Genomic DNA, 23792 nt, shown 5'->3' with positions numbered 1-23792 from the left:
TCCGTGCCCGCCGCGAAACGGGACCACACGATCCTCTTCACACCCGGCCCCACCGAGGTCTCGCCCGAGATCCTGCGCGAGATGGCCCGCCCGGTCATCGGTCACCGCGGCGCCCTGATGCAGGAGATGATCCGCGACCTGCTCCCTCGCCTGCGGACGGTGTTCGGGACGCGCGCCCACGACGTCTTCCTGACCGCCTGCTCGGCGACCGGGCTGTGGGAGGCGGCCCTGCGGAACTGCGTGGCGCGCCGCGTTCTCGTTCCCGTGTGCGGGGCGTTCTCGGAACGCTTCTACGAGGTGGCCCTGGCCTGCGGACTCGACGCCGACCCGCTGCACGTCGAGCCGGGCAGGGCGATCCCGGCGCAGGCCGTCGCCGACCACCTCGCCACCGGGCGCTATGACGCCCTGGCGCTGGTCCACAACGAGACCGCGACCGGCGTGGTGAATCCGCTGCCGGACATCGCCGAGGCGGTGCGCCGTCAGGCGGACGTGCTCCTGCTGGTGGATGCGGTGTCTTCCCTCGGGGGCATGCCGGTGGACGTGGACAGGAACGGCATCGACGTCTGCCTGGCCTCGGTGCAGAAATGTCTGGCCCTGCCGCCGGGGTTCTCCGTCTGCGCCGTGTCGCCCCGGGCGCTGGAGCGCTCGGCCCGGCGCTCGGGGAAGGGGTACTACTTCGATTTCCTGCGGCTGAAGAGCTGCTTCGACAAGGGCACGCCGATGGCCACGCCCTCCGTGAGCCACATGTTCGCCCTGCGCGCGCAGATGAAGCGCATCGAAGCGGAGGGCCTGGAGGCGCGCTACCAGCGCCACCGCGCCATGGCCGACACGACGCGAGCCTGGGCGGCGAGGCGCTTCGGTCTGTTCGCCGAGGAGAAGGCGCGCTCCAACACCATCACCTGCGTGGCCAACACCCGGAGGATGGACCTGGCGCGGTTCGTCGCGGCCCTGGCCGCGCGCGGCTTCGGTATCGGCAACGGCTACGGGAAGCTCAAGGAGCTGACCTTCCGCATCGGACACATGGGGGACCACACCGTCGCGGGGATCGAGGAGCTGCAGGCCGCGATGGACGACGTCCTCAAGGAGGTCGCGGCGTGAAAGTCCTGATAGCCGACACCATCCTGCCGGTGTGCTCGGAGGTCCTGAAGCGGGCGGGGATCGAGGCCGATCATCGCCCGGGGATCACCGGAAGCGACCTGCTGGCGGCGGTCGCCGATGTCGAGGGGATCGTGGTGCGCTCCGACACCCGCATCACCGAGGAGGTGATGCGCAGGGCCCCCAGGCTGCGCGTCGTCGGCCGGGCGGGCGCGGGGGTGGACAACATCGACGTCGCGGCCGCCACCAAGCGCGGCATCGTCGTGATGAACGCGCCGGGCGAGAACACCATCTCGGCGGCCGAGCACACGCTGTCGCTCATGCTCGCCCTGGCGCGGCAGATCCCGCTGGCGGACCGCTCCATGAAGGCCGGACGCTGGGACCGCGGCCGGATCCTGGGTGTGGAGCTGTCCGGCAAGACCCTCGGTGTCCTCGGTCTCGGAAAGGTCGGCCGCGAGGTGGCGGCGCGGGCGCGCGCCTTCGGCATGGAGGTGATCGGATTCGACCCGGTCCTGTCGGAGGAGGTGGCCGCGCGCCTCGGGGTGGCCCTGGTCCCGATCGAGACGGTCTACGAGCGCTCGGACTTCATCACGCTGCACCTGCCGCTGACGGACGGGACGCGGCATCTCATCGGCAGGGAGGAGCTGGCGCGCTGCCGGAAGGGCCTGCGCATCCTGAACGTCGCGCGCGGCGGGATCATCGACGAGGCGGCCCTCTGCGGGGCCCTGCGGGACGGTCACGTGGCGGGAGCCGCCCTCGACGTCTTCGAGAACGAGCCGCCCACCGGCAGCCCGCTGCTGTCGTTCGACTCGGTGATCCTGACGCCCCACCTGGGCGCGTCCACGCAGGAGGCGCAGGAGAAGGTCGCGGTGCGTATCGCCGAGCAGATCGCGGCCTACCTGAAGGACAATCTCGTGACCAACGCCGTCAACATGGAGGGGATCGATCCCCGCCTGCTGCCGGCGCTGCAGCCGTACCGCGACCTCTGCGAGCGGCTCGGGAAGCTTCTGTCGTCCCTGGCGCGCGGGCCGGTCGGCGAGGTGGCCCTGGAGTACTCGGGGAGCGTGCAGGACTATCCCATGCGCCCGCTGACCGCGTCGTTCCTCAAGGGCTTCCTGCAGTCCAAGCTCTCGGACCCGGTCAACGTGGTCAACGCCCAGATCCTCGCGAGGGAGGCGGGGATCAGGGTCCTGGAGGTCCGCGCCGCCGAGCCGCAGGACTTCACGGCGCTGATCACCGCCACCCTGCGCGGCCGCGACGGCGAGCGCTCGGCGGCGGGAGCCCTGTTCGGCAAGCGCGAGCCGCGCCTGGTCCGCCTCGACGAGTTCCACCTCGACGCCCTTCCCAAGGGGGACATGCTGATCGTCAGCAACGACGACCGTCCGGGCATGGTCGGTCGCATCGGCTCGGCGATCGGCGCCGCGTCCGTGAACATCGCCTACCTCTCCCTCGGCCGCGATCGCTCCGGCGGCCGGGCCATCGCCGTGTTCAACCTCGACTCGTCCGTCCCCGACGACCTGCTGCGGGACATCGCGGCGATCGGCGGCGTTCTCTGGGCGGAGCGCGTCACCCTCTAGAGCTCGAAGAGCGCACCGATCCCCGCCAGAAGAGCCCGGGCGTCCCCCGGAAATCATTCCCTCGCCGTCGACGTCGCAAGCGCGTCGATGAGCCCGGAGGGTCGGCGTCTCGAACTGTCCGATGGAGGACAGGCCGACTCGGGCCGCGGCCGCGGGAGGACAGGCGCGGGACGATGACGCTCGCTGGCGGCGAGGTCCTGGCGCCGCCCGGACCGGCCCGAAAGTCGCGGCGGAGAAGGCGTGCAGAGGGGCGGGGAGCGGGGAGAGCGGCGGGGCGCGCGGCCTGGCACACCGCGTGCACCTGCATCTGTGCGTGACGTCAGATCGCGCGTGGAGCGGAATCATGAGCTTGGGGGAGACATGGGATGAGTCACAACAACCGATCGGCTCTCCATCCCGGAGATTCATCCCATTCCACGACGCGGGTGGGGGATCCGATGATCCCCCCTCCCCCAAGATTTTTCCTTCACCCAAGGAGGTTCCATGAGACGGCAGAGTCTCCTGTTCGTGGGAGCGGTCCTGGTGTTCGCGCTTGCGGTCCTGGCCTTCGCGCCCGGCACCGCCCGGGGAGCGGCCCCGCCGGCCGCGGCCCCCGGAGAGAAGGTGAACATCAACACGGCCGGCGTGGACGAGCTGGTGGCGCTCCCGGGGATCGGGCGGGCCTACGCGGAGAGGATCGTCGAATACCGCCAGAAGAACGGCCCGTTCAAGAAGGTCGAGGACATCCTGAACGTCCGCGGGATCGGCGAGAAGACCTTCGAGCGGATCCGGGACAGGCTGACCATCGGCAAGAGCTGAGGACGCGCCTGCGGGGCGAGGGCGGCTTCTCCCTGCCGGAGACCGTTCTCGCCCTCTTCCTTCTCGGTCTTCTTGCCGCGGCGGCGACGCCGGCGCTGTTCGCCGCCCTGTCGCGCGGACGGGTGACGGCGGCGGCGCGCGAGCTCGGGCAGGAGATGGCCCGCCTCCGTTCGGAGGCGATCGCCTCGCGGCGCGACGTGGCGATGCGCCTCACCTGGTCGGGAGGCCGCTACGTCTACGCGTTCTATGCCGACGGGGACGGCGACGGCGTCCGCTCGGACGACATCGCCTCGGGCCGTGATACGGTCCTCGGCGCCGGTCGCGACCTCCCGTCACGTTACGAGGGGATCGATTTCAGCCTGCCGGATGTGTCGATCCCGGAGACTCCCCCCGGTTCCGGCGTCCTGATGCCCGGGGGCGATCCCGTGCGCTTCGGCCGCTCCGACATCATCACGTTCACGCCTCGGGGCACGTCCAGCAGCGGCACCCTGTACGTCAGCGACGGCGACGGAACCGTGGCCGCGGTCGTCCTGTACGGCGGCACCGGCCGTATCCGGATCTGGCGCTTCGACAGGGATCGCTGGCTCTGGAGCCGGTAGGAGCCTCGGACAGGCTCCTAGCGCGCGCCGGAGAGCGACGGGAGGAAGGTCAGGAGGTCCGAGAAGCGATGCAGCAGGCGGTCGGGACGCGCCTCGAGAAGCGCGTCGCGCGTCGCCGATCCGGTGGGAACCGCGAAGACCGCCACGCCGGCCCGCCGGCCGACCTCCACGTCCAGCGGCATGTCCCCGACGTACACGACCTCCTCGGGGGAGAGACCGATGCGCATGATGATGATCTCGAGCATCTCGGGGTCGGGCTTCGGCCGCTCCACGTCGTTCGGTCCCAGGACCTCGGCGAACAGATGATCGAACTCGAGGGCCCTCATGATGTCGCGCGCGAAGTAGGACGGCTTGTTGCTGGCGATGGCCATCTGATAACCGCGGCCGTCCAGCGCGTCGAGGGTCTGCTTGACCTGGGGCAGGATGGTGGTCTTGCGCTCGCACAGGCTGGCGTAGGACTGCCGGAACAGCTTCACCCCCTCCACGACGCGCCCGGGACCTATGGCCTCCGCGATCAGGTGCTCGAGACCGTGACCGACCATGGGTCGGACTTCCTCGACCGTGTAGTTAGGGAGTGAGAACGACGACCGGACGTGATTCAGGCTCTCGGCAATCGCCTCGTACGAATCGATGAGCGTGCCGTCGAAGTCGAAGATTATGCCGCGAATCAACTGCAGGTTCCCCAAGTAGGGCCCATCCTAGCATCCCATCCGGCGCCGGATCAAGCCGGACCTCGTTCCGGCAAATGGAGGTCTCTCAAAGACTTTCCGCGACTCGCATGCTAGAATCCCGACGTCGCGCCCGCCACCGTGCCCGGAGTCTCCATGGACTGGAGTCTAACCCTCCTTCGAATCGCCCTGGCGTTCTACTGCCTCGGATTCATCAATTCATTCCTGCCGATCCTGGGGCGTGTCAGGACCCAGCGCTTCACGCCCTGGCTCGCCGGCGCCGGCTGGGTCGCGCACACGCTGGCCCTCGTGGCGCTGGGGGCCGCGCTCAAGCGCTGTCCGCTCGGCACGGTTCCGGAGGTGCTGTCGGCGCTTGCGTGGAGCACCGTCCTGGTCTATCTCGTCGTCTTCTGGCGTCACCGGATCGAGGTCCTGCACGTGGTCATCCTGCCCCTGGTCCTGGTGCTGCTGTTCGTCTCGGACCTCCTGCCGCAGGACGTGATCCCCTTGACCGCGACGCTCAGACCGTCGCTCCGGCGCCTCCACGTCACCGTGATCATCTTCGCGATGGCCGCGCTGTCGATCACGTTCGCCGCGAGCGTGGCGTACGTCCTCCTCGACCGGGCACTCAAGAGCAAACGCCCCGGGCGTTTTTTCGTCAAGCTGCCCTCGCTCGAGAGCTGCGACAAGGTGGGCCAGGTCTCTCTCCTCTGGGCCTTTCCTCTGATGACGCTGGGTATCGTGACAGGCGCCATGTACAGCGCCAGCATCAAGCGCACCTACTGGGCCTGGCAGCCGCAGGAGACGCTCGCGGTCATCGCGTGGGTCATCCTGGCCGTCGTCGTGGTGGCGCGGCTGGGATGGGGCTGGAGAGGGCGCAACGCCGCCCTTCTCACCATGGTTGCGTTCAGCGTCGTGCTGGTGCGCATCCTGGGATTTTACTGAGCCATGCCCATCGTCTACGGAATGAACCACGCGAGCGCCCCTCTACCGGTGCGCGAGAAAGTGGCGTTCCCGGAGCAGGAGCTGAAGAACGCCGTGGCCCGCCTCAGGCAGGCGGACGGTGTGGAAGAGGCGTTCATCCTCTCCACCTGCAACCGCACCGAGATCATCGTCCACATGCGGCACGGCACCGGCGCGGGCGCTCTCTCGGGATTCCTGGCGCGCGAGCGCCCGGTGAGCGGGGAGGAGCTCGAAAGACACTGCTATCTCTACAGAGAGCGGGAGGCGGTGCGGCACGTGTTCCGGACGGCGGCCTCGCTCGACTCGATGGTGGTCGGGGAGGCGCAGATCCTCGGGCAGGTGAAGGAGGCGTACGCTCTCGCCGGCCAGGTCGGCTCGCTCGGACCGGTCCTCGACGCCCTGCTGCGGCGCGCGTTCACGGTGGCCAAGAGGGTGCGCACTGAGACCGGCATCGCCCGGCACCCGGTGTCGATCGCCTACGCCGCCGTCGGCCTGGCGCGCGATATCTTCGGGGACCTCGAAGAGCGCACCGCGATGATCGTGGGGGCGGGCAAGATGGCCCGCCTGGCCGCCCAGCACCTCGCCGGCAGCGGCGTGCGATCGATCCTGGTGGCGAACCGCTCCTACCAGCGCGCCGACGAGCTGGCACGGCAGCTGGGGGGCCGGGCCGTGCCGTTCGACCGCCTGTTCCAGGAAATGGAGCACGCCGACATCGTGATCGCCTCCACGGCGGCTCCGCATCTGCTGATCCTCCGGGAGCACGCCCAGCAGCTGAGCCGCGCCCGGCGCGGGCGTCCGATCTTCTTCATCGACATCGCCGTCCCGCGCGACGTGGATCCGAAGGTCAACGAGGTGGACAATGTCTACCTGTATGACATCGATGATCTGCAGGGGGTCGTGCAGGCAGGTCTGGACGAGCGTCGGAAGGAGATGACGGTCGCCGAGGCGATCGTCGAGCGTGAGACCGAGGCGTTCCTGGCGTGGATGAAGTCCCTGGAGGTGACCCCCACGATCGTCGACCTGCGCCGGCACCTGCACGGGATCGCCGACCAGGAGGTGGAGCGCTTCCGGGGCAAGGTGTCCGGACTGACCCCCGGGCAGGAGGAGGCGGTCCGGCAGATGGCGGCCTCCCTCGTCAACAAGCTCCTGCACGCCCCGACCCTGGCGCTGAAGCGCCTCGCCACGCAGAACGGAGCGGGGAAGGGCGTGATGCTGATCCGCGAGATCTTCGGGATCGACCGTCCTGAGGAGGCGCCGACGGAAGACACGCCCCGGGAAGAGGAATCCCCCGAGGGGACCACCGGGGCTCCCACCCGCCGGGAGACCCGGTGACCCGCGCGTGAGGACCCTCGTGATCGGCAGCCGCGGTAGCCGCCTGGCGCTGTGGCAGGCGGAGTGGCTGAGGCTCCGGCTCCTCGAGGCAGGACGGAACTCGCGGGTCGAGATCATCCGGACCTCCGGGGACCGATTCCCGGATCGTTCGCTCGCGTCGATGGGCGGGAAGGGTGTCTTCGTCAAGGAGATCGAGGAGGCGTTGCTCGCGGGGAACGTCGATGTCTCGGTGCACAGCCTCAAGGACCTGCCGACCTCACAGCCCGACGGCCTGACGATCGCCTGCGTGCCGGAGCGCGAGGACCCGCGCGACATCCTGCTTGCCCCCGGCGCCCCGGGCCCCGCGGGGCTCAGGCCGGGAGCGGTCGTCGGCACGGGGAGTCCGAGACGCTCCTGCCAGATGCGGGCCCTGCGTCCCGACGTCGTGATCAAGGACCTGCGCGGCAACCTCGACACCCGGCTCAGGAGACTGCGGACAGGAGACTACGACGCCATCCTGCTCGCCAGCGCAGGTGTGCGCCGTCTGGCACTCGAAGTCGAGGGAACCGTGCTCGACTACGATCAGATGATCCCCGCCGTCGGGCAAGGGGCCCTGGCGATCGAGATCCGCACCGACGACCGCGGTCTGGCGGAGATCCTGCGTCCCTACGATCACGCCCCGACGGCGATCGCGGTGGCGGCGGAGCGCGCCCTGCTGCGCGGGCTGGGGGGAGGATGCCAGGCCCCCATCGCCGCCTTCGGCGAGGTCGCCGGAGAGCGGCTCTCCCTGCGGGCTCTCGTCGCCGGTCCCGGCGGCGAGCCGCTCCTGAAGGAACGTCGCGAAGGGGATGCGCGGGACGCCGAGGCGATCGGGCTCGACGCGGCCCGGGTCCTTCTGGCGCGCGGGGCTTCCGCGCTGGTCCAGGGGACGTCCGCGCCCCTGCCCGACGCGCCGTGAGCGGTCGCCGGCACCGGCCGGGCACGGTCCACCTGGTCGGCGCCGGACCGGGCGATCCGGGTCTGATCACGAGACGAGGGCAGGACCTTCTGTCGCGGGCCGACGTGGTCGTGGCCGACGCTCTCGCGTCCCCCGAGCTCCTGGACCTGGCTCCCAAGTCGGCGGAACGGATCAACGCCGGCAAGCGCGGCGGCAGACAGAGCGTCCGTCAGGAGACCGTCAACCGCCTGCTGATCGACCGGGCGCGTCGCGGCCTGCTCGTCGTGCGTCTCAAGGGGGGGGACCCGAGCCTGTTCGGGCGGGGCGGAGAGGAGGCCGAGGCCCTCCGGCGCGCCCGGATCCCTTTCACCGTGGTCCCCGGCGTCACCGCGGCCCTCGGCGCCGCGGCCTGGGCCGGGATTCCGCTCACCGACAGGCGGCACGCCTCGACCGTGGTCTTCGCCACGGGGCATCCCGGCCCGGCCCGAAGCACCGGCGGACCGGACTGGGAGCTCCTGGCGCGCGCCGACACCCTGGTTCTCTACATGGGAGTGCGGCGGCTCGCGGGGCTCGTCGGGCGGCTCCTGCGCGCCGGCATGAGCCCGGCGACGAGCGTGGCGCTCGTCCGCTGCGCGACGCTCCCGGAACAGGAGGTCGTCTCGGGCAGGCTCGGCGACATCGTGGCGCGTGCCCGCGCCGCCGGCGTGCGGCCGCCGGCCCTCCTGATCGCGGGGCGCGTCGTGCGTCTGCGCCGTGGCCTCGACTGGGTCTCCCGCCTGCCGCTCCACGGCCGCACGATCGTCGTGACGCGACCGCGCGAACAGGCGGGTCCGTTCGTCGAGGATCTCCGCGCGCGCGGGGCGCGCGTCCTTCTGGCCCCCTCCATCGAGCTCCGACCGCCGCGGAACAGGGCCCCGCTCGATCGCGCGATGCGGAGACTGACCTCGTACGACTCCATCATCTTCACGAGCGTGAACGGCGTGACGCCCTTCTTCGCGCGGCTTCTCGAGATGAGGCGGGACGTCCGCGATCTCAAAGGGATCACCGTGCTGGCGATCGGTCCGGCGACCGCCGCGGCCGTAGAGGCGCGCGGCCTGCGGGTCGAGGCGCTCCCGGAGGACTACCGCGCCGAGGGCCTGGTCTCCTTGATGAGGAAGCGCCCCCTGCGGGGGGCACGCGTCCTGGTGCCGCGCGCGGCGGTGGCGCGCGACCTCCTGATCACGGAGCTGCGGCGGAGAGGAGCGGTGGTCGACGTCGTGCCGGTGTACCGCACGGTCCCGACGCGCGCCGGTGCGGAGCAGGTGCGTGCCGCGCTGCGGCAAGGGCGGCTGGACCTGATCACCTTCACATCGTCCTCCGCGGTCGCCTCGTTCGCGCGCCTGTTCCGCGGCAGGATCGAGGCGCGTCTGATCCGCAGAGTCCCGGTGGCGGCCATCGGCCCGATCACGGCGGCCACCGCGCGGCGCGAGCGGTTCAGGGTGGCGGTCGTTCCGCGCGTCTCCACCGTCCCCGACCTGTCCAGGGCGGTGCTGCGTTACTTCAAAAATTCCCCTTCTGGAACTCCTCGAGCGTCGTGACGCCCTGTCCGACCATGGACAGGCAGCCGGCGCGCAGCGGGCTCATGCCGGCCCGGCGCGCCTCGCGCTCGATCTCGCCGGGCGATCCGCCGGCCGCGACGTGGACCGCGATCTCCGGCGTCCCCTGCAGCACCTCGACGAGGGCCAGCCGACCGGCATAGCCCGGGCTCAAGGGTCCGCACGTGTCGCAGCCGGCTCCCTGGGAGGCCTTGAGATCGAGCGCCTCGTCGGGTGTCAGCCCCATCATCTTCAAGATACGGTCGGTGACCGGCGTCGCCTTGAGGCAGGTCGCGCAGATCCGCCGCACCAGACGCTGGTTGACGATCAGCTTCAGCCGCGACGCCAGCAGGGCGGCATCGACCTGGTGCCAGAGGATCGCCGCCGGTGTCTGCGAGGCCCGGCGGGCCTGGATGGCCGCGACGACCAGGCAGGAGCCGGCGGTCTCGAGGGCCAGCTTCGCCATCCCGGGGCCCTGGATTTCCGGGAGGAACACCACCTCGCTGCCGGGGACTCCGGCGAGAGCGGCGGCGCATTTGGCGGCGTCGGCGGGGAACAGGACCTCCTCCTGGCGGATCCCCGGGACGGTGAAGAGCTGGGGCGAGTCGATCGACAGGGCCCGGCGGCGCTCGGAGGCGACGTGCGCCATCAGCGAGTAGCGCGTCGTCTCGAGCCCGTTGTGCGGCGGGGCGCTGAGGACGACAAGTCCCTTCGGCAGCGTCATGGCCTGCCGGATCCGCTCGAGATCCAGGGCGCTCGGCCCGAGGTCTTCGAGGGCCCGCAGGAAGTCGGAGCGCTCGATGATTTTCAGGAGCAGACTCGTGCCCCCCGCCGAATGGAAGCGACGCACGACCACCTCGATCTTGCGCCCGCCCACCTTCACGCTCAGCCGGCCGGCCGCCGGCCGATCGTCGGACGGCAGCGCCGCGACTGTGTTCAGGGCGCGCAGGAGACCCGCCGCGGTGGCCTTCGAGGAGAGCTTGGCCCGGAACAGGTTTCCGTCGATCCGGAAGAACAAAGAGACCGCGGTGCCACGGATCTCGAACTGCACGAGCGACGTTCTCTTCGAGATCGCCTCGGACAGGATCGTCTGCAGGGCCTGCGCATCGTCGCCGGCGACCGGTGCGGGCGCGGCTCGGGCAGGGGAGGGCGCCTTCGCGGACGGTGGGCCGGCCGCCGGGTCGAGCGCCAGAGGATCGACCGCCGGCGACGGAGGGGCGGTGTCCGCCTCCCCCTGCTCGTTGATCTCCTCGACCTCTTCTTCTTCCACAGGCCTCGCCGCCTGGCGTGCCACCGACCTGGCCCGGGAGCTCCCCCTGCCGCCCGCCGCGGCCGGAGTCGTAGCGGGTCGCGTGGCCCTGGGGGAAGGCGCCTCCGGCCGGGAGATCGGTCCCGGCGTCCGACCGGAGCCCTTCCCGGAGGCGTCCGCTCCCGGCGGATCCTCGCCGGCCACGAGTGCTTTGTACTCCTCGGGGAAGAGATCGGCGAGGCGATCGAAAATGTCCTTCTCCGAGGCGTTCATCGGAATGACCCGGCAGTTCGTCAGGCTCTGCACCTGATCGATCGTCTCCACATCGGTCGGGCCCGCCATGGCGAGCGTCAGGATGGCCTTCTCTCCGATCTCCTCCCTGCTGATCGGCAGGATCTTCTTCCGGTAGCACAGCTCGACCGTGATCGCCTTCACGAGCGAGGCGTCCACCAGTCCCTTGGAGAGATCGAGGGTCGTGCCCGGCGCGGGGGGCTGACGCTTCACGACGAGCTCGAGGTTGTCCTTCGAGACGAAGCCCAGGTCCAGGAGGGCATCCTCGAGGCTCGCGCCGCGGTTCTGCTGCCAGCGCAGCGCCGACACGAGCTGATCGGTGCTCAGCAGATTGGACCGGATGAGCGCCTCACCCGAAGACCCGGCCGCCTCCTTCAGGAGATCGCGCTCCTCCTGGAGCTCGCGGGGAGCGTTCCTCCAGAAGGCTTCCTGGTATTCGGCGTCAGCCTGGCAGAAGCAGTGAAAGCAGAACGGACAGAGCTTGGTGGCGCTCCGGGCGCTGCAGGCGCACCAGATTGCCGACACGGCGTCGAACTCGCCGAGGCAGGACCAGCACTGAGTCGGATACTCTCGCGGCACCGACTGCTCCGACGGGCGACCCTGAGCAGCCCCACGAGGGCACGCGAGGGTCGCATTCCGGCGGGGCGAATATAGGGTCCGTGGTGCGTATTTGCAAGAAACGCAAGGACTTGGGAACAAACGTCTTCTTGACTGCCCCCTGTCCCTATGCTACGGTTAGCGTTCTTCTTGAGGTGTCGTCATGCCCCCCGCGGCCGGCCCCCTGAAAGCGACCCCGCTCGCCCCCCTGTTTCGCGAGATGGGAGCCCGCATGGTGGACTTCGCCGGCTGGGAGCTGCCGGTGCAGTTCTCCTCCGTCCTGGAGGAGCACCACGCCGTGCGCACGGCCGCCGGTCTGTTCGACGTTTCCCACATGGGAGAGGTGGAAGTGCGGGGCGGCGCGGCCCTCGATCTGGTCCAGACGGTCACCTGCAACGACGCCGCGCGCCTCGCCCCGGGCCGGGCCCAGTACACCGTCCTGACGACGGAGGCGGGAACATTCGTCGACGACATCATCGTCTACCGGCGGGGCGGGGATGACTTCCTGCTGGTCGTGAACGCCTCGAACACGGAGAAGGATTTCGCCTGGGTCGCCTCGCACGCGCGCGGCCGGGTCGAAGTGATCAACGCCTCGGCACGCTACGCCCAGCTGGCGCTCCAGGGTCCGCGGGCGCAGGACATCCTGCAAACCCAGGCGACGGTTCCCCTCGCTCCGATCCGCCCCTTCCACTTCGTCGAGACCCGGGTGGCCGGTTCGAACTGCCTGGTGGCGCGCACCGGCTACACCGGGGAGGACGGGTTCGAGATCTACGGACCCCCCGAGGCCGCTCCCGATCTCTTTCGCGCTCTCTTGCGTGCGGGTGCGCCGCACGGTCTTCTGCCCTGCGGGCTGGGGGCGCGCGACACCCTTCGCCTGGAAGCGCGCATGCTCCTCTACGGCAACGACGTCGACGAGACCACGACGGCCCTCGAGGCGGGGCTCGAGTCCATCGTCAAGCTGGACAAGGGACCGTTCGTCGGCGCCGAGGCGCTGCGCCGCGAAAAGGAGAGAGGGCCGTCCCGCAGTCTGATGGGGTTCGAGATGATCGACCCGGGAATCCCGCGCCACGGACATCCGATCTCGATCGAGGGTGTCGCGGCGGGCGCGGTGACCTCCGGGACGTTCGGTCCGACCGTGAAGAAGAGCATCGGCCTGGCGTACTTCCCCGCCCGCGCGGCCCGGGCGGGGACACGCTTCCACGTCGGCATCCGCGGCCGCGATGCGCGTGCGGTGATCGTGCCCACGCCGTTCTACAGACGACCGCACTGAGGAGGCTCCTCTTGAGCAAAGGGAACGGCATCTATCCCGACGACCTGAAATATACGAAGGAGCACGAATGGCTGGCGGTGAACGGCTCCGTCGGCACGGTCGGCATCACGCACTACGCCCAGTCCGAGCTCGGCGACATCGTCTACGTCGAGCTGCCGGCGGCCGGGTCACAGGTCGTCGCCGGAGAGGAGTTCGGCACGGTCGAATCGGTCAAGGCGGTGTCGGAGATCTTCGCGCCCGTGTCGGGCGAGGTCCTGCAGGTCAACGCGACGCTCGCCACGAGCCCCGAGACGATCAACAAGGACCCGTACGGCGAAGGGTGGCTCCTCAAGATCAAGCTCGCCGATACGAAGGACCTCGATTCGCTGATGACGCCGGCGGAGTACCGCAAGTACATCGAGGAAGAAGCCAACTGAGATGGGGGACGTCCACCGCTACATTCCGGCCTCCGACGCCGACAGGGAGTCGATGCTCCGGGAAATCGGGGCGAAGAGCATCGACGAGCTCTTTGCCACGATCCCGCCCGCGCTCCGCCTGAAGGAGCCGCTGCCGCTCGCCGCGGCCCTGTCGGAGCAGGAGCTCCTCCAGGAGATGTCCCGGAGGGCGCGCGACAGCCGTCAGCCCGCTCCGGGCGCGCAGTTCCTGGGGGGCGGGGCCTACCGGCACCACAGTCCGGTTCTCGTCGATCACCTGATCTCACGGACCGAGTTCTACTCCTCGTACACCCCGTACCAGCCGGAGATAAGCCAAGGGACGCTGCAGGCGATCTTCGAGTTCCAGACTCTCGTCTGCCAGCTCACCGAGCTCGACATCTCCAACGCGTCGATGTACGACGGGGCGTCGGCACTGGCCGAGGCGATCCTGATGGCCGAGAGGGTGACGCACCGCGGGCGCGTGGCGGTCTCCGACCGGCTGCACCCGGAGTACCTTCAGGTGTGCCGGACCTATCTCGCCAGTCTCGACATCGATCTCGCGCCGTTCGGCTCGCGACCGGACGGCAGCGCCGACCCGGAGGCGGCCCGGCGGGCGCTGCGGGAAGGAAAGGCGGGGGCCGTGGTCGTCCAGCACCCGAACTTCTTCGGCTGCCTGGAGGAGATCGAGACATTTGCGGCGGCGGCGCACGAGGCGGGCGCCCATCTGATCGTCGTCGTCACCGAGCCTGTCGCCCTGGGCCTCCTCAAGGGGCCCGGACGGCAGGGGGCGGACATCGTCGCGGGGGAAGGGCATTCGTTCGGCGTACCGCTGTCGTACGGCGGACCGTATCTCGGTTTCCTGGCGGCGCGGCAGGCCTTCCTGCGCAGCATGCCGGGACGGATCGTCGGGGAGACGCGGGACGTGGACGGGCGGCGCGGTTACGTGCTGACGCTGTCGACACGCGAGCAGCACATCCGGCGTGAGAAGGCGACCTCGAACATCTGCACCAACGAAGGGCTGTGCGCCCTGATCGCCTCGATCTTCATGGCGGTCGCCGGGCGGGCCGGTCTGCGGGATCTGGCGCTGCACAATCACGCCAAGGCGGCCTACGCCAGAAGGACCCTCGCCGCCGCACGGGGGTGCAGTGCCCCGTACGCCGCCCCCGTGTTCAACGAGTTCACCGTCCGCCTGCCGGTTCCGGCGGAGCAGGCGGTGCGTCACCTGCTGGACCGCGGCCTGGTCCCCGGTATCCCCCTGTCCCGCTACTTTTCCGGGATGGAGCGGGACCTGCTGGTCTGTGTCACCGAGACCAATCCCCGCGCCGAGATCGACCGGCTTGCCGATGAGCTGGGGAGACTGTCGTGACCGACACGCGCACCCTGCGCGCGCCGGAAAAGCTCCTGTTCGAATTGTCGAGACCGGGACGGCGCGGCTTCGCGCTGCCCCCCCTGGACGTCCCGACCGGCGACGGCGCCGGGCTCGATCCGCGCTACACGCGCGACGCGATCGAGGGGTTCCCCGAGCTCAGCGAGGTCGAGATCGTGCGGCACTACACCCGCCTGTCGCGCCTGAACTACGCGATCGATCTCGGCCTGTATCCCCTCGGCTCGTGCACGATGAAATACAACCCCAAGGTCCACGAGACGGTGGCGCGCCTGCCCGGGTTCGCGGACTCGCACCCGCAGCTCCCGGCGGCCGCCGCCCAGGGCTGCCTGAGGCTCATGCACGATCTCGAACGGGCCCTGTGCGCCATCTGCGGCATGGACCGGTTCACGCTGCAGCCCGCCGCCGGGGCGCAGGGAGAGCTGACCGGGATCATGATGGCGCGGGCGTACCATCGCGAGCGCGGCAACCCGCGCCAGGTGGTCCTGATCCCGGATTCGGCGCACGGCACGAACCCCGCGAGCGCGCACATCGCCGGATACCGCGTCGAGCAGCTCCCCTCCAACGAGCGCGGTTGTGTCGACCTGGCCGCGCTCCGGCGCCGCATGTCCCCGGACGTGGCCCTCCTCATGCTGACCAATCCGAACACGCTGGGCGTCTTCGAAGGGGAGATCCAGGAAATCGCCTCCGCCGTCCACGCCGGCGGGGCCCTGCTCTACATGGACGGAGCCAATCTCAACGCCTTCGTCGGCGTCGCGCGTCCCGGCGACATGGGGGTCGACCTGCACCATCTCAACCTCCACAAGACGTTCTCGACACCGCACGGCGGGGGAGGGCCGGGAGCGGGCCCGGTCGGCGTGAAGCGTCATCTCGAGCCGTTCCTGCCGGTGCCGACCGTCGAGAAGGAGGGGGAGACCTTCGTCCTGCACCACGACCGGCCGAAGAGCATCGGCAAGGTCCGCTCCTTCTTCGGCAACTTCGGGATGTTCGTGCGCGCCTTCGCGTACATCCTGGCGCTGGGACCCGACGGGCTCAGGCGGATGGCGGAGACCGCCGTGCTCAACGCCAACTATCTCCGTCGCAAGCTCGAGGCCGCCTACCACCTGCCGTACGACGCGCCGTCCCTGCACGAGGTCGTGTTCTCCGATCGCAACCTCGAAGACACCGGCGTGCACACACTCGACATCGCCAAGCGTCTCATGGACTACGGCTTCCACCCCCCGACGATCTATTTCCCGCTGATCGTCAAGGGGGCCCTGATGATCGAGCCGACCGAGAGCGAGAGCCGTGAGGAGCTCGACGCGTTCATCGACGCGATGCTGCGCATCGACCAGGAGGCGCGCTCGAATCCCGATCTCGTCCGAACGGCCCCCCATACGACGCCGGTGCGGCGGCTCGACGAAGTCGGCGCCGCCCGCAATCCGGTCATCCGCTGGACCCCCGACACGAGCGCGCGCTAGGAAGCCTCTCCGCGCGGGCCTCCGCCTCAATTCAGCTGGACGCCCTCGGGAAGGCACTTGATGACCATGTTCTGGAAGAGACGCATCTGGCAGCCGAGGGCTTCGACCTCGTTGCCCGACTTGCGGGAGACGTAGCGGAAGGCGCAGTTGCGGCAGTCGCCGTTCCAGCAGTACTTGCTGTAGGCCAGCTCGAGGTTCATGAACTGCAGGACGCGCAGGAGCGTGTTGTTCTCGGGCACCTCGTAGCTCCGGCCGTTGATGGTGACCGTGATCAGCTTCTCGTAGGCTTCGAGGACCGCGGATTCCATGACGCGCGCTCTCTCCGTTGTCGGCAGTGGCCGCTGAAAATTTAGGGCTGCGGGGGCGCAGGAGCAAGGACGCCTGCGAACGGGGAGGGGAGGGACGGTCCCGGGAGACGCTCAGGAGAGCGCGGGAAGCACGCCGTGCAGGCGAAGATGCGGGTACAGCCGGTCGAGAGGCAGACCGATGACGTTCGTGTAACTGCCGGCGATCGACTCGATGAACAGCGCGCCGATGCCCTGCAGGGCGTAGGCCCCCGCCTTGTCCATGCCCTCGCCGGTCCCCGCGTACCAGTCGATCTCCCGGTCCGAGAGCGGGGCGAAGGTGACGCGCGACACCGCCCGCTCGCATTGGATCGTCTCCTCCGGCAGCGTGCGCAGCGCCATCGCCGTCGTCACTTCGTGCACGCGGCCGGAGAGTTGCCGGAGCATCTGTCTGGCCTCCGCACGGTCCTTGGGCTTGCCCAGGACCGCGTCCGCAACGGCGACCACCGTGTCGGCCCCGATCGCCAGCGCCGGGAAGGACAGCGCGGGCAGCGCCAGGACCTTGGCGCGCGCCAGACGCTCCGCCAGAACCCCCGGGGCCTCGCCCGGAAACGGCGTCTCGTCGACCTCGGACGGACGGATGGTGAACTCGAGTCCGGCGCGGCGCAGGAGATCGGCCCTTCGGGGGGAAGCGGAGACCAGGACGATCGATCGGGACGGCATCGTTCCGGCAGCCTCAGAGGCGGCGGAAGAAAATGACCAGCGCCGCGAGGGCCGCGAGGGCGCCGAGCACGGTCAGTCGCAGGACGACACCCATCGTCAGGCTCACCACCCGGAACTCGAGCTCCAGGGGGGTGGTACTGCCGACGGTGACCCCTGCCGACAGGAACCGCCCGGCCGCCGTGTCGGGGAACGCCTTGCCCAGAAGGTCGCCCAGGGCGGTGCCGGCCATTGCGGCCAGCAGGACGATGACCACCAGGTGCCAGAACTGCAGACCGGAGCGCGGCACTCAGGACCCCGCGCGCCAGGCGTCGACGTCGATGCGGAGGCGCAGCTGAATCTCCGGCCGTGGCTGGTTCTTCATCCGGCGGTCCCTCCTGGACGGGCGCAGCACCCGGGACATCCGGGCCGGCATCCACTCTAGCGGATCGATGGCGCGGCGCGCAACGCGGCGTTTGACCGGGCCCGGGGTCGACTCTATAATTCCCGGACCCTGCGGCGCGCGTGTTCCGGCCGTTCGGACGGAGTTGCCTTGATGCGCTCGAATCTTCCGGCCGCCTTGTTTCTGATCCTGGTCGGGACGGTGGCCGCTTCCGTGGCCGCGCCCCAGGAGCAGGCCGTCCCGGCCGAGCCGTCGCCGATCACCCTGCCGCCGCCGCTGCCGGCGGGCCCCGCGCCCGATCTGGATTTCGTGTTCACCGCCGAGGTGGCCGGCTACGTCGAACCCTGTGGCTGACCGCACAACCCTCGAGGAGGGCTGGCCCGGAGGGCCGGTTACCGCAACATCTTCAACAAGAACTACCCGGCTACGCCGATCCTCTGGGCCGACACCGGCGACTTCACCGGCGATCCGACCGAACCGGGGAAGATGCAGACGGACGCGCTGATCGACGGGATGAACGTCCTCGGCTACAAGGTCTCCAACCTGTCGCAGCGGGAGTTGTCGCACGGCTACGATGTCTTCCTCGAGCGCCGGAAGAAGGCCCGCTTCGAGTTCGTCTCCGCCAACGTCGTGTGGCAGGACACGGGCGAGCCGGTCGTGTCCGCGACGACCGTCGTCCGGGTGCCGCTGCGCGACGGCGCCAAGGTGAAGGACGTGCGCGTCGGCTTCATTGGCCTGACCCGCAACGACCCCGCGTTCCAGAAGGAGGGGCCCGCGGGCCGGCGCATCGTCACCGTGGACGCCTACGCGGCCGCGGAAAAGCAGGTGCCGGCGCTCAAGCAGAAGGCGGACATCGTCGTCGCGCTCGTCGCCCTCGGCCTCGAAGAGGCGCGGCAGCTGCCGAAGAGAGTGAAGAACATCGATCTCGTCGTCGGCGCCGATCCCACCCCCGGGAAGACCGGGATGATCACGCGCTCCGACGATTTCCCGGAGGACACGCAGTTCGGCCGCACGCGACTGCTGTTCGCCGGTGACCAGGGTAAGGTCCTGGGCGATGTGCGCCTCTTCTTCGATGCGAAGAGATCGGTCACCTCGACGCAGCGGGCCATCATCCAGCTGAGCCGCGAATGGCCCGACGATCCCAGGCTCGCGGAAGTCATGGACCGGGTCAAAGTGGGCGTCAACGAGTACAACAAGAAGAAGACGATGGCGGATAGCCCGTTCGCGGCCCCGGCCGTCGCCGCCGTGCCGCAGGAGCCGGCCTACACCGGATCCGATCGCTGCGCGACCTGCCACGAACAGGCATTCGCCGTGTGGGCGAAGAGCGGCCACGCGCGCGCCTTCGAGACGCTGGTGCGCGCGAAGCAGGACTTCAACCCGAAATGCCTCCCCTGTCACACCATCGGCTACAACCAGAAGGGCGGCTACGTGAACCCCCACGCGACGCCGCTGTTCGAGAACGTGGGCTGCGAGTCCTGCCACGGCCCCTCGAGCCGGCACCCCGAAGCGATGCAGTCGGGGTACGGCAAGGTCGACGTCACCTTCTGCGTCACCTGCCACACCCGGGAAAACTCCCCCGACTACGTTCCGGCCGAGTACGTCCCCAAGGTCATCCACTGGGACGGCGCCACCGCCGGTCGCTGACGGAGGCGCGAACCCCTATCCTTGACCTCCCCCGGCGCGGCGTATACCTTACGGCCATGAGCGACTCCACGGCCGGAAAGGCGGAACGAGGCGGCGGTGCGGGGCGCACGCTGGCCCTCGATTACGGGGACCGGAGGATCGGTATCGCCCTCAGCGACGAACTGGGTCTCACGGCCCGGCCACTCATGACCCTGACGCGCACCTCCTGGCCCGCGGATCTCGATCGCCTCAGAGGTCTCATCCGCGATCATGACGTGCGCCGCATCGTGGTCGGTCTTCCCCTGGACATGGACGGCCGGCGGGGAGGACGCGCCCGCCTGACCGGGACGATCATCGAAAAGATCCGCGGCGCCACCGGCCTGCCTGTCATCGAGTGGGACGAGCGGCTCACCACGGTCCAGGCCGAGAGACTCCTCATCTCGGGTGATGTGAGCCGCGCGCGACGCCGCCAGGTGATCGACCAGGTCGCGGCGGTCATTCTCCTGCAGGCCTGGCTGGACGCGCAGCATGCGGGGGGGACGCCGGGATGAAGCGCTGGCCCGCGTGGCTCCGCGACCATTGGTTCCTGGGGATGATCGGGATCGTCCTGCTGGTCCTCCTCCTCACCGTCTCCGCGCAGATCTTCCTGTGGGCGTCGATCCCGTACCGCGGCTACGGCGCTTCGTACGCCATGATCGACATCCCCGAAGGGACCGCTGCCGCGCGCGCCATCGAGATTCTCGAGGAGCACGGGGTCATCCAGAGATCTCCCCTCGCGCTCGTCTACCTGCGCCTGACCGGGCGGACCCACGGTCTGAAGGCGGGGGAGTACTCGTTCACGCGCCCGATGACGCCCGGGGAGGTGTTCGACAAGATGATATCGGGGGACGTGTACTACCACCGTGTGACCATTCCCGAGGGTGTCCGCTCCGACGAGGTGTTCGCGCAGTTCGTGCGGGCGGGATTCGGCACCGAGGAGGACTATCGCCTGCTGTTCCGGGACACCTCGCCGATCGCCGATCTCGACGCGGAGGCGACCGATCTCGAGGGATACCTGTTCCCGGACACCTACAGCCTGCAGAAGGGAACGACGCCGAAGGCGATCGTCGCCATGATGGTGGCGCGCTTCCGCGAAGTGTTCCAGACCTCCTGGGTCGCGCGTGTGACGGAGCGGGGTCTGACGGTCCGGGAGGCCACGACTCTCGCCTCGATGGTGGAGTGGGAAACGGCGCAGGCCGACGAGAACGGCCTGGTGGCCTCGGTCTTCTACAACCGCCTGCGTCTCGGGATGCGGCTGCAGTGCGATCCGACCGTCATCTACGCGCTGGCCATGAGGAACGCCTTCGACGGGAACATCCGGAAGGAGGACTTGAAGATCGATTCGCGCTACAACACCTATCGCTACTCCGGCCTGCCGCCCGGTCCGATCGGCAATCCCGGGGCGGCCGCGCTCCAGGCGGCCGTCGCGCCCGCCGACACGAGCTTCCTCTATTTCGTCTCCATGAACACCGGCCGGCACTTCTTCTCGAAGACCCTCAGCGAGCACAACCGCGCGGTGTGGGAGTACCAGGTCCGGCCGTTCAAGCTGCGGAAAGCGTCGCGCTCGGTCTCCGGAGTCCGTGGAAATTGATCTGCCGGCGCCGTTCCTGGTCCGTGACTCTCTCGGAGATGATGCCGCGGATGTCGATCTCGCCGCGGCGGTAGCAGTCGAAGTGAAAGCGGCAGAAGCCGAGACGGTAGACAGGCTCGGAGCAACGCTCCACCCCGCCCCAGCTCGTCGTGAATCGGCACCACTCCATCCCCTCACCTCCCCGGCGAAGTATCCCGGACACCCCGGCTCGAGGTCAAGCGGGCGGCGCACGTCGTTGACGTGCGCCGGGCGGAGACATACGATGCGCGCGCCATGGGCTGGATCGACCGGCTGGAGATCATCGCGGCGCTCGTTTCGATCGCAGGAGTCGTCCTGTGCGCGCGCGGCTCGTACCGGCTCGCCCTGTCGATCCGCTCCCGCTTCACCTACGGGGCGCCCTACCGCAGCGGCACGATCCAGGACCGTCTTCTCGGACTCCTGCTCGAAATCGTGGTCCTCCTCCTCGGGGCCGTCCTGGGGTTCCTGGCCCTCGGCCAGGCCGACTTCCAGCCGAACGCATCGACCGTGAGGGTCGGGCAGATCGAGGCGCACCGGTCCGGGTGGGCGAAGGTCTCGGTCCGCTTGATCCCCGACCCGCTCTACCCGTCGGGCCGGGTGATGGAGCAGGAGATCGCCGGGGCGCGCTGGGCGGTGGTGGGGGACTTCATCACCTGGGACCGCAGCCTGAGGTGGCTCGGCTTCCGGGACGGTCACCGGGTGCGCTACCTGATAGGGGCGAGCGACACGACCGGCATGACGCGCTCCGATCGCATCGAGCGCGCGCTCCTCGATCCGCTCCCGCGCGCCGCCGCGAGATTGTTCTCCGTGGCGCGCTTCATACCCTTTCTCGAGATCCGGAGCGAATCCTCGTCCTGGTTTCCCGTGACCGACAGGCAGGTCATGATTCTCTACGCGATCGGACCGGGCTACCTCGCCGAAGTCGCCTCGGAATCCGAAAAGTCCCCGTCCAACCCCGCCCGTCCCTGACCCTCGGGGGAACACCCGTGAGACGGGCCGCCGCGGCGGCGGGTTCGGCCGGGCAGCCTGCGTCGTCTTGACAGTCGGGGTGCGTCACTGTACGGTATCGCCCCTTCGAGCGCATCGATCGATTGGGCTTTTTTTTGGACCTCTGCTAGTGTAATCGGTCGTTCGAGCGGCACGGGGTCGACCCCAAGAGGCGTCATGATCGAAGTGGCAGGATTGACCAAGATGTACGGTCAGCGTGCAGCGGTGGGCGGAATCAGCTTCTCCGTCAGCAAGGGGGAGATCGCCGGGTTCCTCGGCCCGAACGGTGCGGGCAAGACCACGACGATGCGCATGCTGACCGGCTATGTGACGCCCACGTCGGGGACGGCGCGGGTGGCCGGGTTCGACGTCCAGGACGCCCCCATCGAGGCCAAGCGGCGCATCGGCTATCTCCCGGAGCATCCTCCGCTCTACCGGGAGATGATCGTCCGGCCCTTCCTGCGCTTCGTGGCGGCCGTGCGCGGCGTGCCCCGCAAAGAGATGGACGGCCGCGTGGATCGCGCCGTCGAGCGGTGCGGTCTGGGTCCGGTGGCGGGAAGGCTCATCGGCAATCTGTCGAAGGGATACCAGCAGCGAGTGGGCCTGGCGCAGGCCATCCTGCACGAGCCGGACGTGCTGATCCTCGACGAGCCCACGGTCGGTCTCGACCCGTCGCAGATCCGCGAGATCCGCCAGCTCATCAAGAGCTTCGCCGGCGAGCACACGGTCATCCTCTCGACGCACATCCTGGCGGAGGTCACCATGACCTGCAATCGTGTGCTGATCATCAACGAGGGGAGGATCGCCGCCGACGAGACGATGGAAACGATGGCGGCGCGCGGCGGGGGCACGCGTCGCGTCGTGGTGCGGCTGGCGCGCGCGGCGGACGCCACAGAGGGCCAGATCCGCGCCATCCCGGGCGTGCTGAACGTGCGGCGGGAGGACGGGCAGGATGAGTCCTACGTCGTCGAGACCGAAGGGGCGCGCGATGTCCGGGAGCAGATCGCCGAGCGGGCGGTCAGCCAGGGCTGGGGGCTCCTGGAGATGCGGCCGGTCACGCGGAGCCTCGAGGACATCTTCATCGGGATCATCAGGGGTGAGACGGAGGGGGCGGCGTGAAGAACGTCCTGGCGATCGCCTGGCGGGAAATCCGGACCTACTTCACGTCGCCGCTCGCGTACGTGGTCATCGGCGTCTTCCTGGCGCTGAGCGGCTACATCTTCTGGGCCCACCTGGTCCGCTTCTCGGAGCTGTGCCTGCGCTTCGGGAGCAATCCGTATTTCCTGAACCAGCTGAACGTCAACGACATGGTGATCCGGCCGCTGTTCGGCAGCATGGGCGTGATCTTCCTTCTGATGATCCCGGTCGTCTCCATGCGTCTGTTCGCGGAGGAGAAGAAGAGCGGGACCGCGGAGCTCCTGTTCACCTGCCCGGTGACGACGGGACAGGTCATCCTCGGAAAGTTCCTGGGCGCCGCCTTCCTTCTCGTGGTGATGATCGGGGTGACGCTCAGCTACCCGGTGCTGATCCTGGCGAGCAACACGAGCCCGGACATGAAGCCGACGCTCGTCGGCTACCTGGGCGTGCTGCTGATGGGTCTGTCGTTCCTGAGCGTGGGGCTCCTGATCTCGTCGATGACCGAGAACCAGATCGTCGCCGCGGTCGGGGCGTTCGGGGCCTCCCTGGCGTTCTGGATCCTCCCGTGGATCGCCGAGTCGGCGACCGTCACGCTCGCGAGCCTGATGAACTCCCTGACGTTCGGCCTGTGGGAGAAGGTGCATCTCGGGCTCGGAGGGCCGACTCTCGGCGATTTTCTCACCAAGCTGTCGTTCGTCAATCACCTGGACGACTTCCGGAAGGGCCTGCTCGACACGGAGCACATCGTGTTCTACCTGAGCGTGGTGTTCTTTTCCCTGTTCCTGACGCAGCGGGTGGTCGACTCGCAGCGCTGGCGGGGCTAGC

At 69.2% G+C, this 23792-nt stretch carries 24 protein-coding genes; 19 read left to right on the top strand and 5 right to left on the bottom strand.

Features of this window, described 5'->3' with window-relative positions; all coding sequences use genetic code 11:
• Nucleotides 1-3: 3 nt before the first annotated feature.
• The 4 genes from VEW47_00935 (at nucleotide 4) to VEW47_00920 (ending at nucleotide 4069) form a co-directional block, all read left to right on the top strand.
• Nucleotides 4-1098: an alanine--glyoxylate aminotransferase family protein gene (locus VEW47_00935; GenBank protein HYS03734.1), complete on the top strand. Its 1095-nt coding sequence runs from the start codon at nucleotides 4-6 to the stop codon at nucleotides 1096-1098.
• On the top strand, nucleotides 1095-2672 hold the full coding sequence (gene serA / locus VEW47_00930; GenBank protein HYS03733.1) for a phosphoglycerate dehydrogenase: 1578 nt from the start codon (nucleotides 1095-1097) through the stop codon (nucleotides 2670-2672). Before VEW47_00935 ends, serA begins: the two co-directional genes overlap by 4 nt.
• Nucleotides 2673-3155: 483 nt before the next feature.
• Nucleotides 3156-3470 (top strand): helix-hairpin-helix domain-containing protein, encoded by a 315-nt coding sequence (locus VEW47_00925; protein ID HYS03732.1) that lies wholly within the window; start codon nucleotides 3156-3158, stop codon nucleotides 3468-3470.
• A 122-nt stretch (nucleotides 3471-3592) separates the two neighbouring features.
• Nucleotides 3593-4069 carry a GspH/FimT family protein gene (locus tag VEW47_00920; GenBank protein HYS03731.1) on the top strand — a complete coding sequence of 159 codons (477 nt, stop codon included), beginning with the start codon at nucleotides 3593-3595 and terminating at the stop codon, nucleotides 4067-4069.
• Nucleotides 4070-4086: 17 nt separating this feature from the next.
• On the opposite strand, the gene VEW47_00915 is transcribed toward VEW47_00920, so the two are convergent.
• Nucleotides 4087-4755: an HAD family hydrolase gene (locus VEW47_00915; GenBank protein ID HYS03730.1), complete on the bottom strand. Its 669-nt coding sequence runs from the start codon at nucleotides 4753-4755 to the stop codon at nucleotides 4087-4089.
• A gap of 138 nt (nucleotides 4756-4893) precedes the next feature.
• Between VEW47_00915 and ccsA the strand changes: the two genes are divergently transcribed.
• The 4 genes from ccsA to cobA are packed head-to-tail and all read left to right on the top strand — an operon-like array spanning nucleotide 4894 to nucleotide 9525.
• Entirely contained in the window at nucleotides 4894-5682 is a 789-nt protein-coding gene (gene ccsA, locus VEW47_00910; GenBank protein HYS03729.1) for a cytochrome c biogenesis protein CcsA, read from the top strand.
• Between the two features lie 3 nt (nucleotides 5683-5685).
• Nucleotides 5686-7032 (top strand): glutamyl-tRNA reductase, encoded by a 1347-nt coding sequence (gene hemA, locus VEW47_00905; GenBank protein HYS03728.1) that lies wholly within the window; start codon nucleotides 5686-5688, stop codon nucleotides 7030-7032.
• A 7-nt stretch (nucleotides 7033-7039) separates the two neighbouring features.
• A complete protein-coding gene (gene hemC, locus VEW47_00900; protein ID HYS03727.1) occupies nucleotides 7040-7969 on the top strand; it encodes a hydroxymethylbilane synthase in 930 nt (309 codons plus the stop codon).
• Nucleotides 7966-9525: a uroporphyrinogen-III C-methyltransferase gene (gene cobA, locus VEW47_00895; GenBank protein HYS03726.1), complete on the top strand. Its 1560-nt coding sequence runs from the start codon at nucleotides 7966-7968 to the stop codon at nucleotides 9523-9525. Before hemC ends, cobA begins: the two co-directional genes overlap by 4 nt.
• Here the strand turns inward: cobA and VEW47_00890 are convergent.
• The gene (locus VEW47_00890; protein ID HYS03725.1) at nucleotides 9488-11641 is read right to left on the bottom strand and encodes an ATPase, T2SS/T4P/T4SS family; all 2154 of its coding nucleotides are present in this window, start codon (nucleotides 11639-11641) and stop codon (nucleotides 9488-9490) included. The two genes, cobA and VEW47_00890, sit on opposite strands and share 38 nt — an antisense overlap.
• Before the next feature lie 181 nt (nucleotides 11642-11822).
• On the opposite strand from VEW47_00890, the gene gcvT reads away from it, so the two are divergent.
• From gcvT to gcvPB, 4 genes are read left to right on the top strand one after another with little or no spacing between them, the layout of a single operon-like run.
• On the top strand, nucleotides 11823-12929 hold the full coding sequence (gcvT, locus tag VEW47_00885; protein HYS03724.1) for a glycine cleavage system aminomethyltransferase GcvT: 1107 nt from the start codon (nucleotides 11823-11825) through the stop codon (nucleotides 12927-12929).
• A gap of 11 nt (nucleotides 12930-12940) precedes the next feature.
• Complete coding sequence (gcvH, locus tag VEW47_00880) at nucleotides 12941-13345, top strand: glycine cleavage system protein GcvH (GenBank protein ID HYS03723.1); 405 nt, start codon at nucleotides 12941-12943, stop codon at nucleotides 13343-13345.
• 1 nt (nucleotide 13346) lies between these two features.
• On the top strand, nucleotides 13347-14708 hold the full coding sequence (gcvPA, locus tag VEW47_00875) for an aminomethyl-transferring glycine dehydrogenase subunit GcvPA (GenBank protein HYS03722.1): 1362 nt from the start codon (nucleotides 13347-13349) through the stop codon (nucleotides 14706-14708).
• Nucleotides 14705-16186, top strand: a complete 1482-nt coding sequence (gene gcvPB, locus VEW47_00870) for an aminomethyl-transferring glycine dehydrogenase subunit GcvPB (protein HYS03721.1) — start codon at nucleotides 14705-14707, stop codon at nucleotides 16184-16186. Before gcvPA ends, gcvPB begins: the two co-directional genes overlap by 4 nt.
• A 26-nt stretch (nucleotides 16187-16212) precedes the next feature.
• Here gcvPB and VEW47_00865 read toward each other — a convergent pair whose 3' ends face one another.
• From VEW47_00865 to VEW47_00855, 3 genes are all read right to left on the bottom strand, one after another.
• Nucleotides 16213-16494, bottom strand: coding sequence for a 2Fe-2S iron-sulfur cluster-binding protein (locus VEW47_00865; protein ID HYS03720.1), 282 nt, complete (start codon nucleotides 16492-16494; stop codon nucleotides 16213-16215).
• 111 nt (nucleotides 16495-16605) lie between these two features.
• Entirely contained in the window at nucleotides 16606-17193 is a 588-nt protein-coding gene (locus VEW47_00860; protein HYS03719.1) for a Maf family protein, read from the bottom strand.
• A gap of 13 nt (nucleotides 17194-17206) precedes the next feature.
• Nucleotides 17207-17479, bottom strand: coding sequence for a DUF4321 domain-containing protein (locus VEW47_00855; protein HYS03718.1), 273 nt, complete (start codon nucleotides 17477-17479; stop codon nucleotides 17207-17209).
• A 246-nt stretch (nucleotides 17480-17725) separates the two neighbouring features.
• Here VEW47_00855 and VEW47_00850 point away from each other — a divergent pair, with 246 nt between their 5' ends.
• From VEW47_00850 to VEW47_00820, 7 genes are all read left to right on the top strand, one after another.
• Nucleotides 17726-17926 carry a hypothetical protein gene (locus VEW47_00850; protein HYS03717.1) on the top strand — a complete coding sequence of 67 codons (201 nt, stop codon included), beginning with the start codon at nucleotides 17726-17728 and terminating at the stop codon, nucleotides 17924-17926.
• Nucleotides 17927-18058: 132 nt separating this feature from the next.
• Nucleotides 18059-19216 carry a multiheme c-type cytochrome gene (locus VEW47_00845; protein ID HYS03716.1) on the top strand — a complete coding sequence of 386 codons (1158 nt, stop codon included), beginning with the start codon at nucleotides 18059-18061 and terminating at the stop codon, nucleotides 19214-19216.
• A 56-nt stretch (nucleotides 19217-19272) separates the two neighbouring features.
• Nucleotides 19273-19746: a Holliday junction resolvase RuvX gene (ruvX, locus tag VEW47_00840; protein HYS03715.1), complete on the top strand. Its 474-nt coding sequence runs from the start codon at nucleotides 19273-19275 to the stop codon at nucleotides 19744-19746.
• The gene (gene mltG, locus VEW47_00835; GenBank protein HYS03714.1) at nucleotides 19743-20825 is read left to right on the top strand and encodes an endolytic transglycosylase MltG; all 1083 of its coding nucleotides are present in this window, start codon (nucleotides 19743-19745) and stop codon (nucleotides 20823-20825) included. The genes ruvX and mltG overlap by 4 nt, the downstream gene beginning before the upstream one ends.
• A 273-nt stretch (nucleotides 20826-21098) precedes the next feature.
• Nucleotides 21099-21812 carry a hypothetical protein gene (locus VEW47_00830; GenBank protein ID HYS03713.1) on the top strand — a complete coding sequence of 238 codons (714 nt, stop codon included), beginning with the start codon at nucleotides 21099-21101 and terminating at the stop codon, nucleotides 21810-21812.
• 195 nt (nucleotides 21813-22007) lie between these two features.
• Nucleotides 22008-22949: an ATP-binding cassette domain-containing protein gene (locus VEW47_00825; protein ID HYS03712.1), complete on the top strand. Its 942-nt coding sequence runs from the start codon at nucleotides 22008-22010 to the stop codon at nucleotides 22947-22949.
• Nucleotides 22946-23791: an ABC transporter permease gene (locus VEW47_00820; protein HYS03711.1), complete on the top strand. Its 846-nt coding sequence runs from the start codon at nucleotides 22946-22948 to the stop codon at nucleotides 23789-23791. Before VEW47_00825 ends, VEW47_00820 begins: the two co-directional genes overlap by 4 nt.
• The last annotated feature ends 1 nt before the right edge of the window (nucleotide 23792 follow it).

It is taken from the genome of Candidatus Dormiibacterota bacterium, from assembly GCA_035635555.1.
Lineage (GTDB): Bacteria > Acidobacteriota > Polarisedimenticolia > Gp22-AA2 > Gp22-AA2 > Gp22-AA3.
This window is presented reverse-complemented; position numbering and strand designations above follow the sequence as displayed.

Excerpts from the sequence above, each read along its gene's own strand:
- VEW47_00830 (HYS03713.1), top strand. The coding sequence starts at position 21,099 with ATGGGCTGGATCGACCGGCTGGAGATCATCGCGGCGCTCGTTTCGATC.
- VEW47_00845 (HYS03716.1), top strand. The coding sequence starts at position 18,059 with ATGCAGACGGACGCGCTGATCGACGGGATGAACGTCCTCGGCTACAAG.
- gcvPA (HYS03722.1), top strand. The coding sequence starts at position 13,347 with ATGGGGGACGTCCACCGCTACATTCCGGCCTCCGACGCCGACAGGGAG.
- mltG (HYS03714.1), top strand. The coding sequence starts at position 19,743 with ATGAAGCGCTGGCCCGCGTGGCTCCGCGACCATTGGTTCCTGGGGATG.
- VEW47_00925 (HYS03732.1), top strand. The coding sequence starts at position 3,156 with ATGAGACGGCAGAGTCTCCTGTTCGTGGGAGCGGTCCTGGTGTTCGCG.
- gcvT (HYS03724.1), top strand. The coding sequence starts at position 11,823 with ATGCCCCCCGCGGCCGGCCCCCTGAAAGCGACCCCGCTCGCCCCCCTG.
- ccsA (HYS03729.1), top strand. The coding sequence starts at position 4,894 with ATGGACTGGAGTCTAACCCTCCTTCGAATCGCCCTGGCGTTCTACTGC.
- VEW47_00825 (HYS03712.1), top strand. The coding sequence starts at position 22,008 with ATGATCGAAGTGGCAGGATTGACCAAGATGTACGGTCAGCGTGCAGCG.
- VEW47_00860 (HYS03719.1), bottom strand. The coding sequence starts at position 17,193 with ATGCCGTCCCGATCGATCGTCCTGGTCTCCGCTTCCCCCCGAAGGGCC.
- VEW47_00850 (HYS03717.1), top strand. The coding sequence starts at position 17,726 with ATGCGCTCGAATCTTCCGGCCGCCTTGTTTCTGATCCTGGTCGGGACG.
- hemA (HYS03728.1), top strand. The coding sequence starts at position 5,686 with ATGCCCATCGTCTACGGAATGAACCACGCGAGCGCCCCTCTACCGGTG.
- VEW47_00865 (HYS03720.1), bottom strand. The coding sequence starts at position 16,494 with ATGGAATCCGCGGTCCTCGAAGCCTACGAGAAGCTGATCACGGTCACC.
- ruvX (HYS03715.1), top strand. The coding sequence starts at position 19,273 with ATGAGCGACTCCACGGCCGGAAAGGCGGAACGAGGCGGCGGTGCGGGG.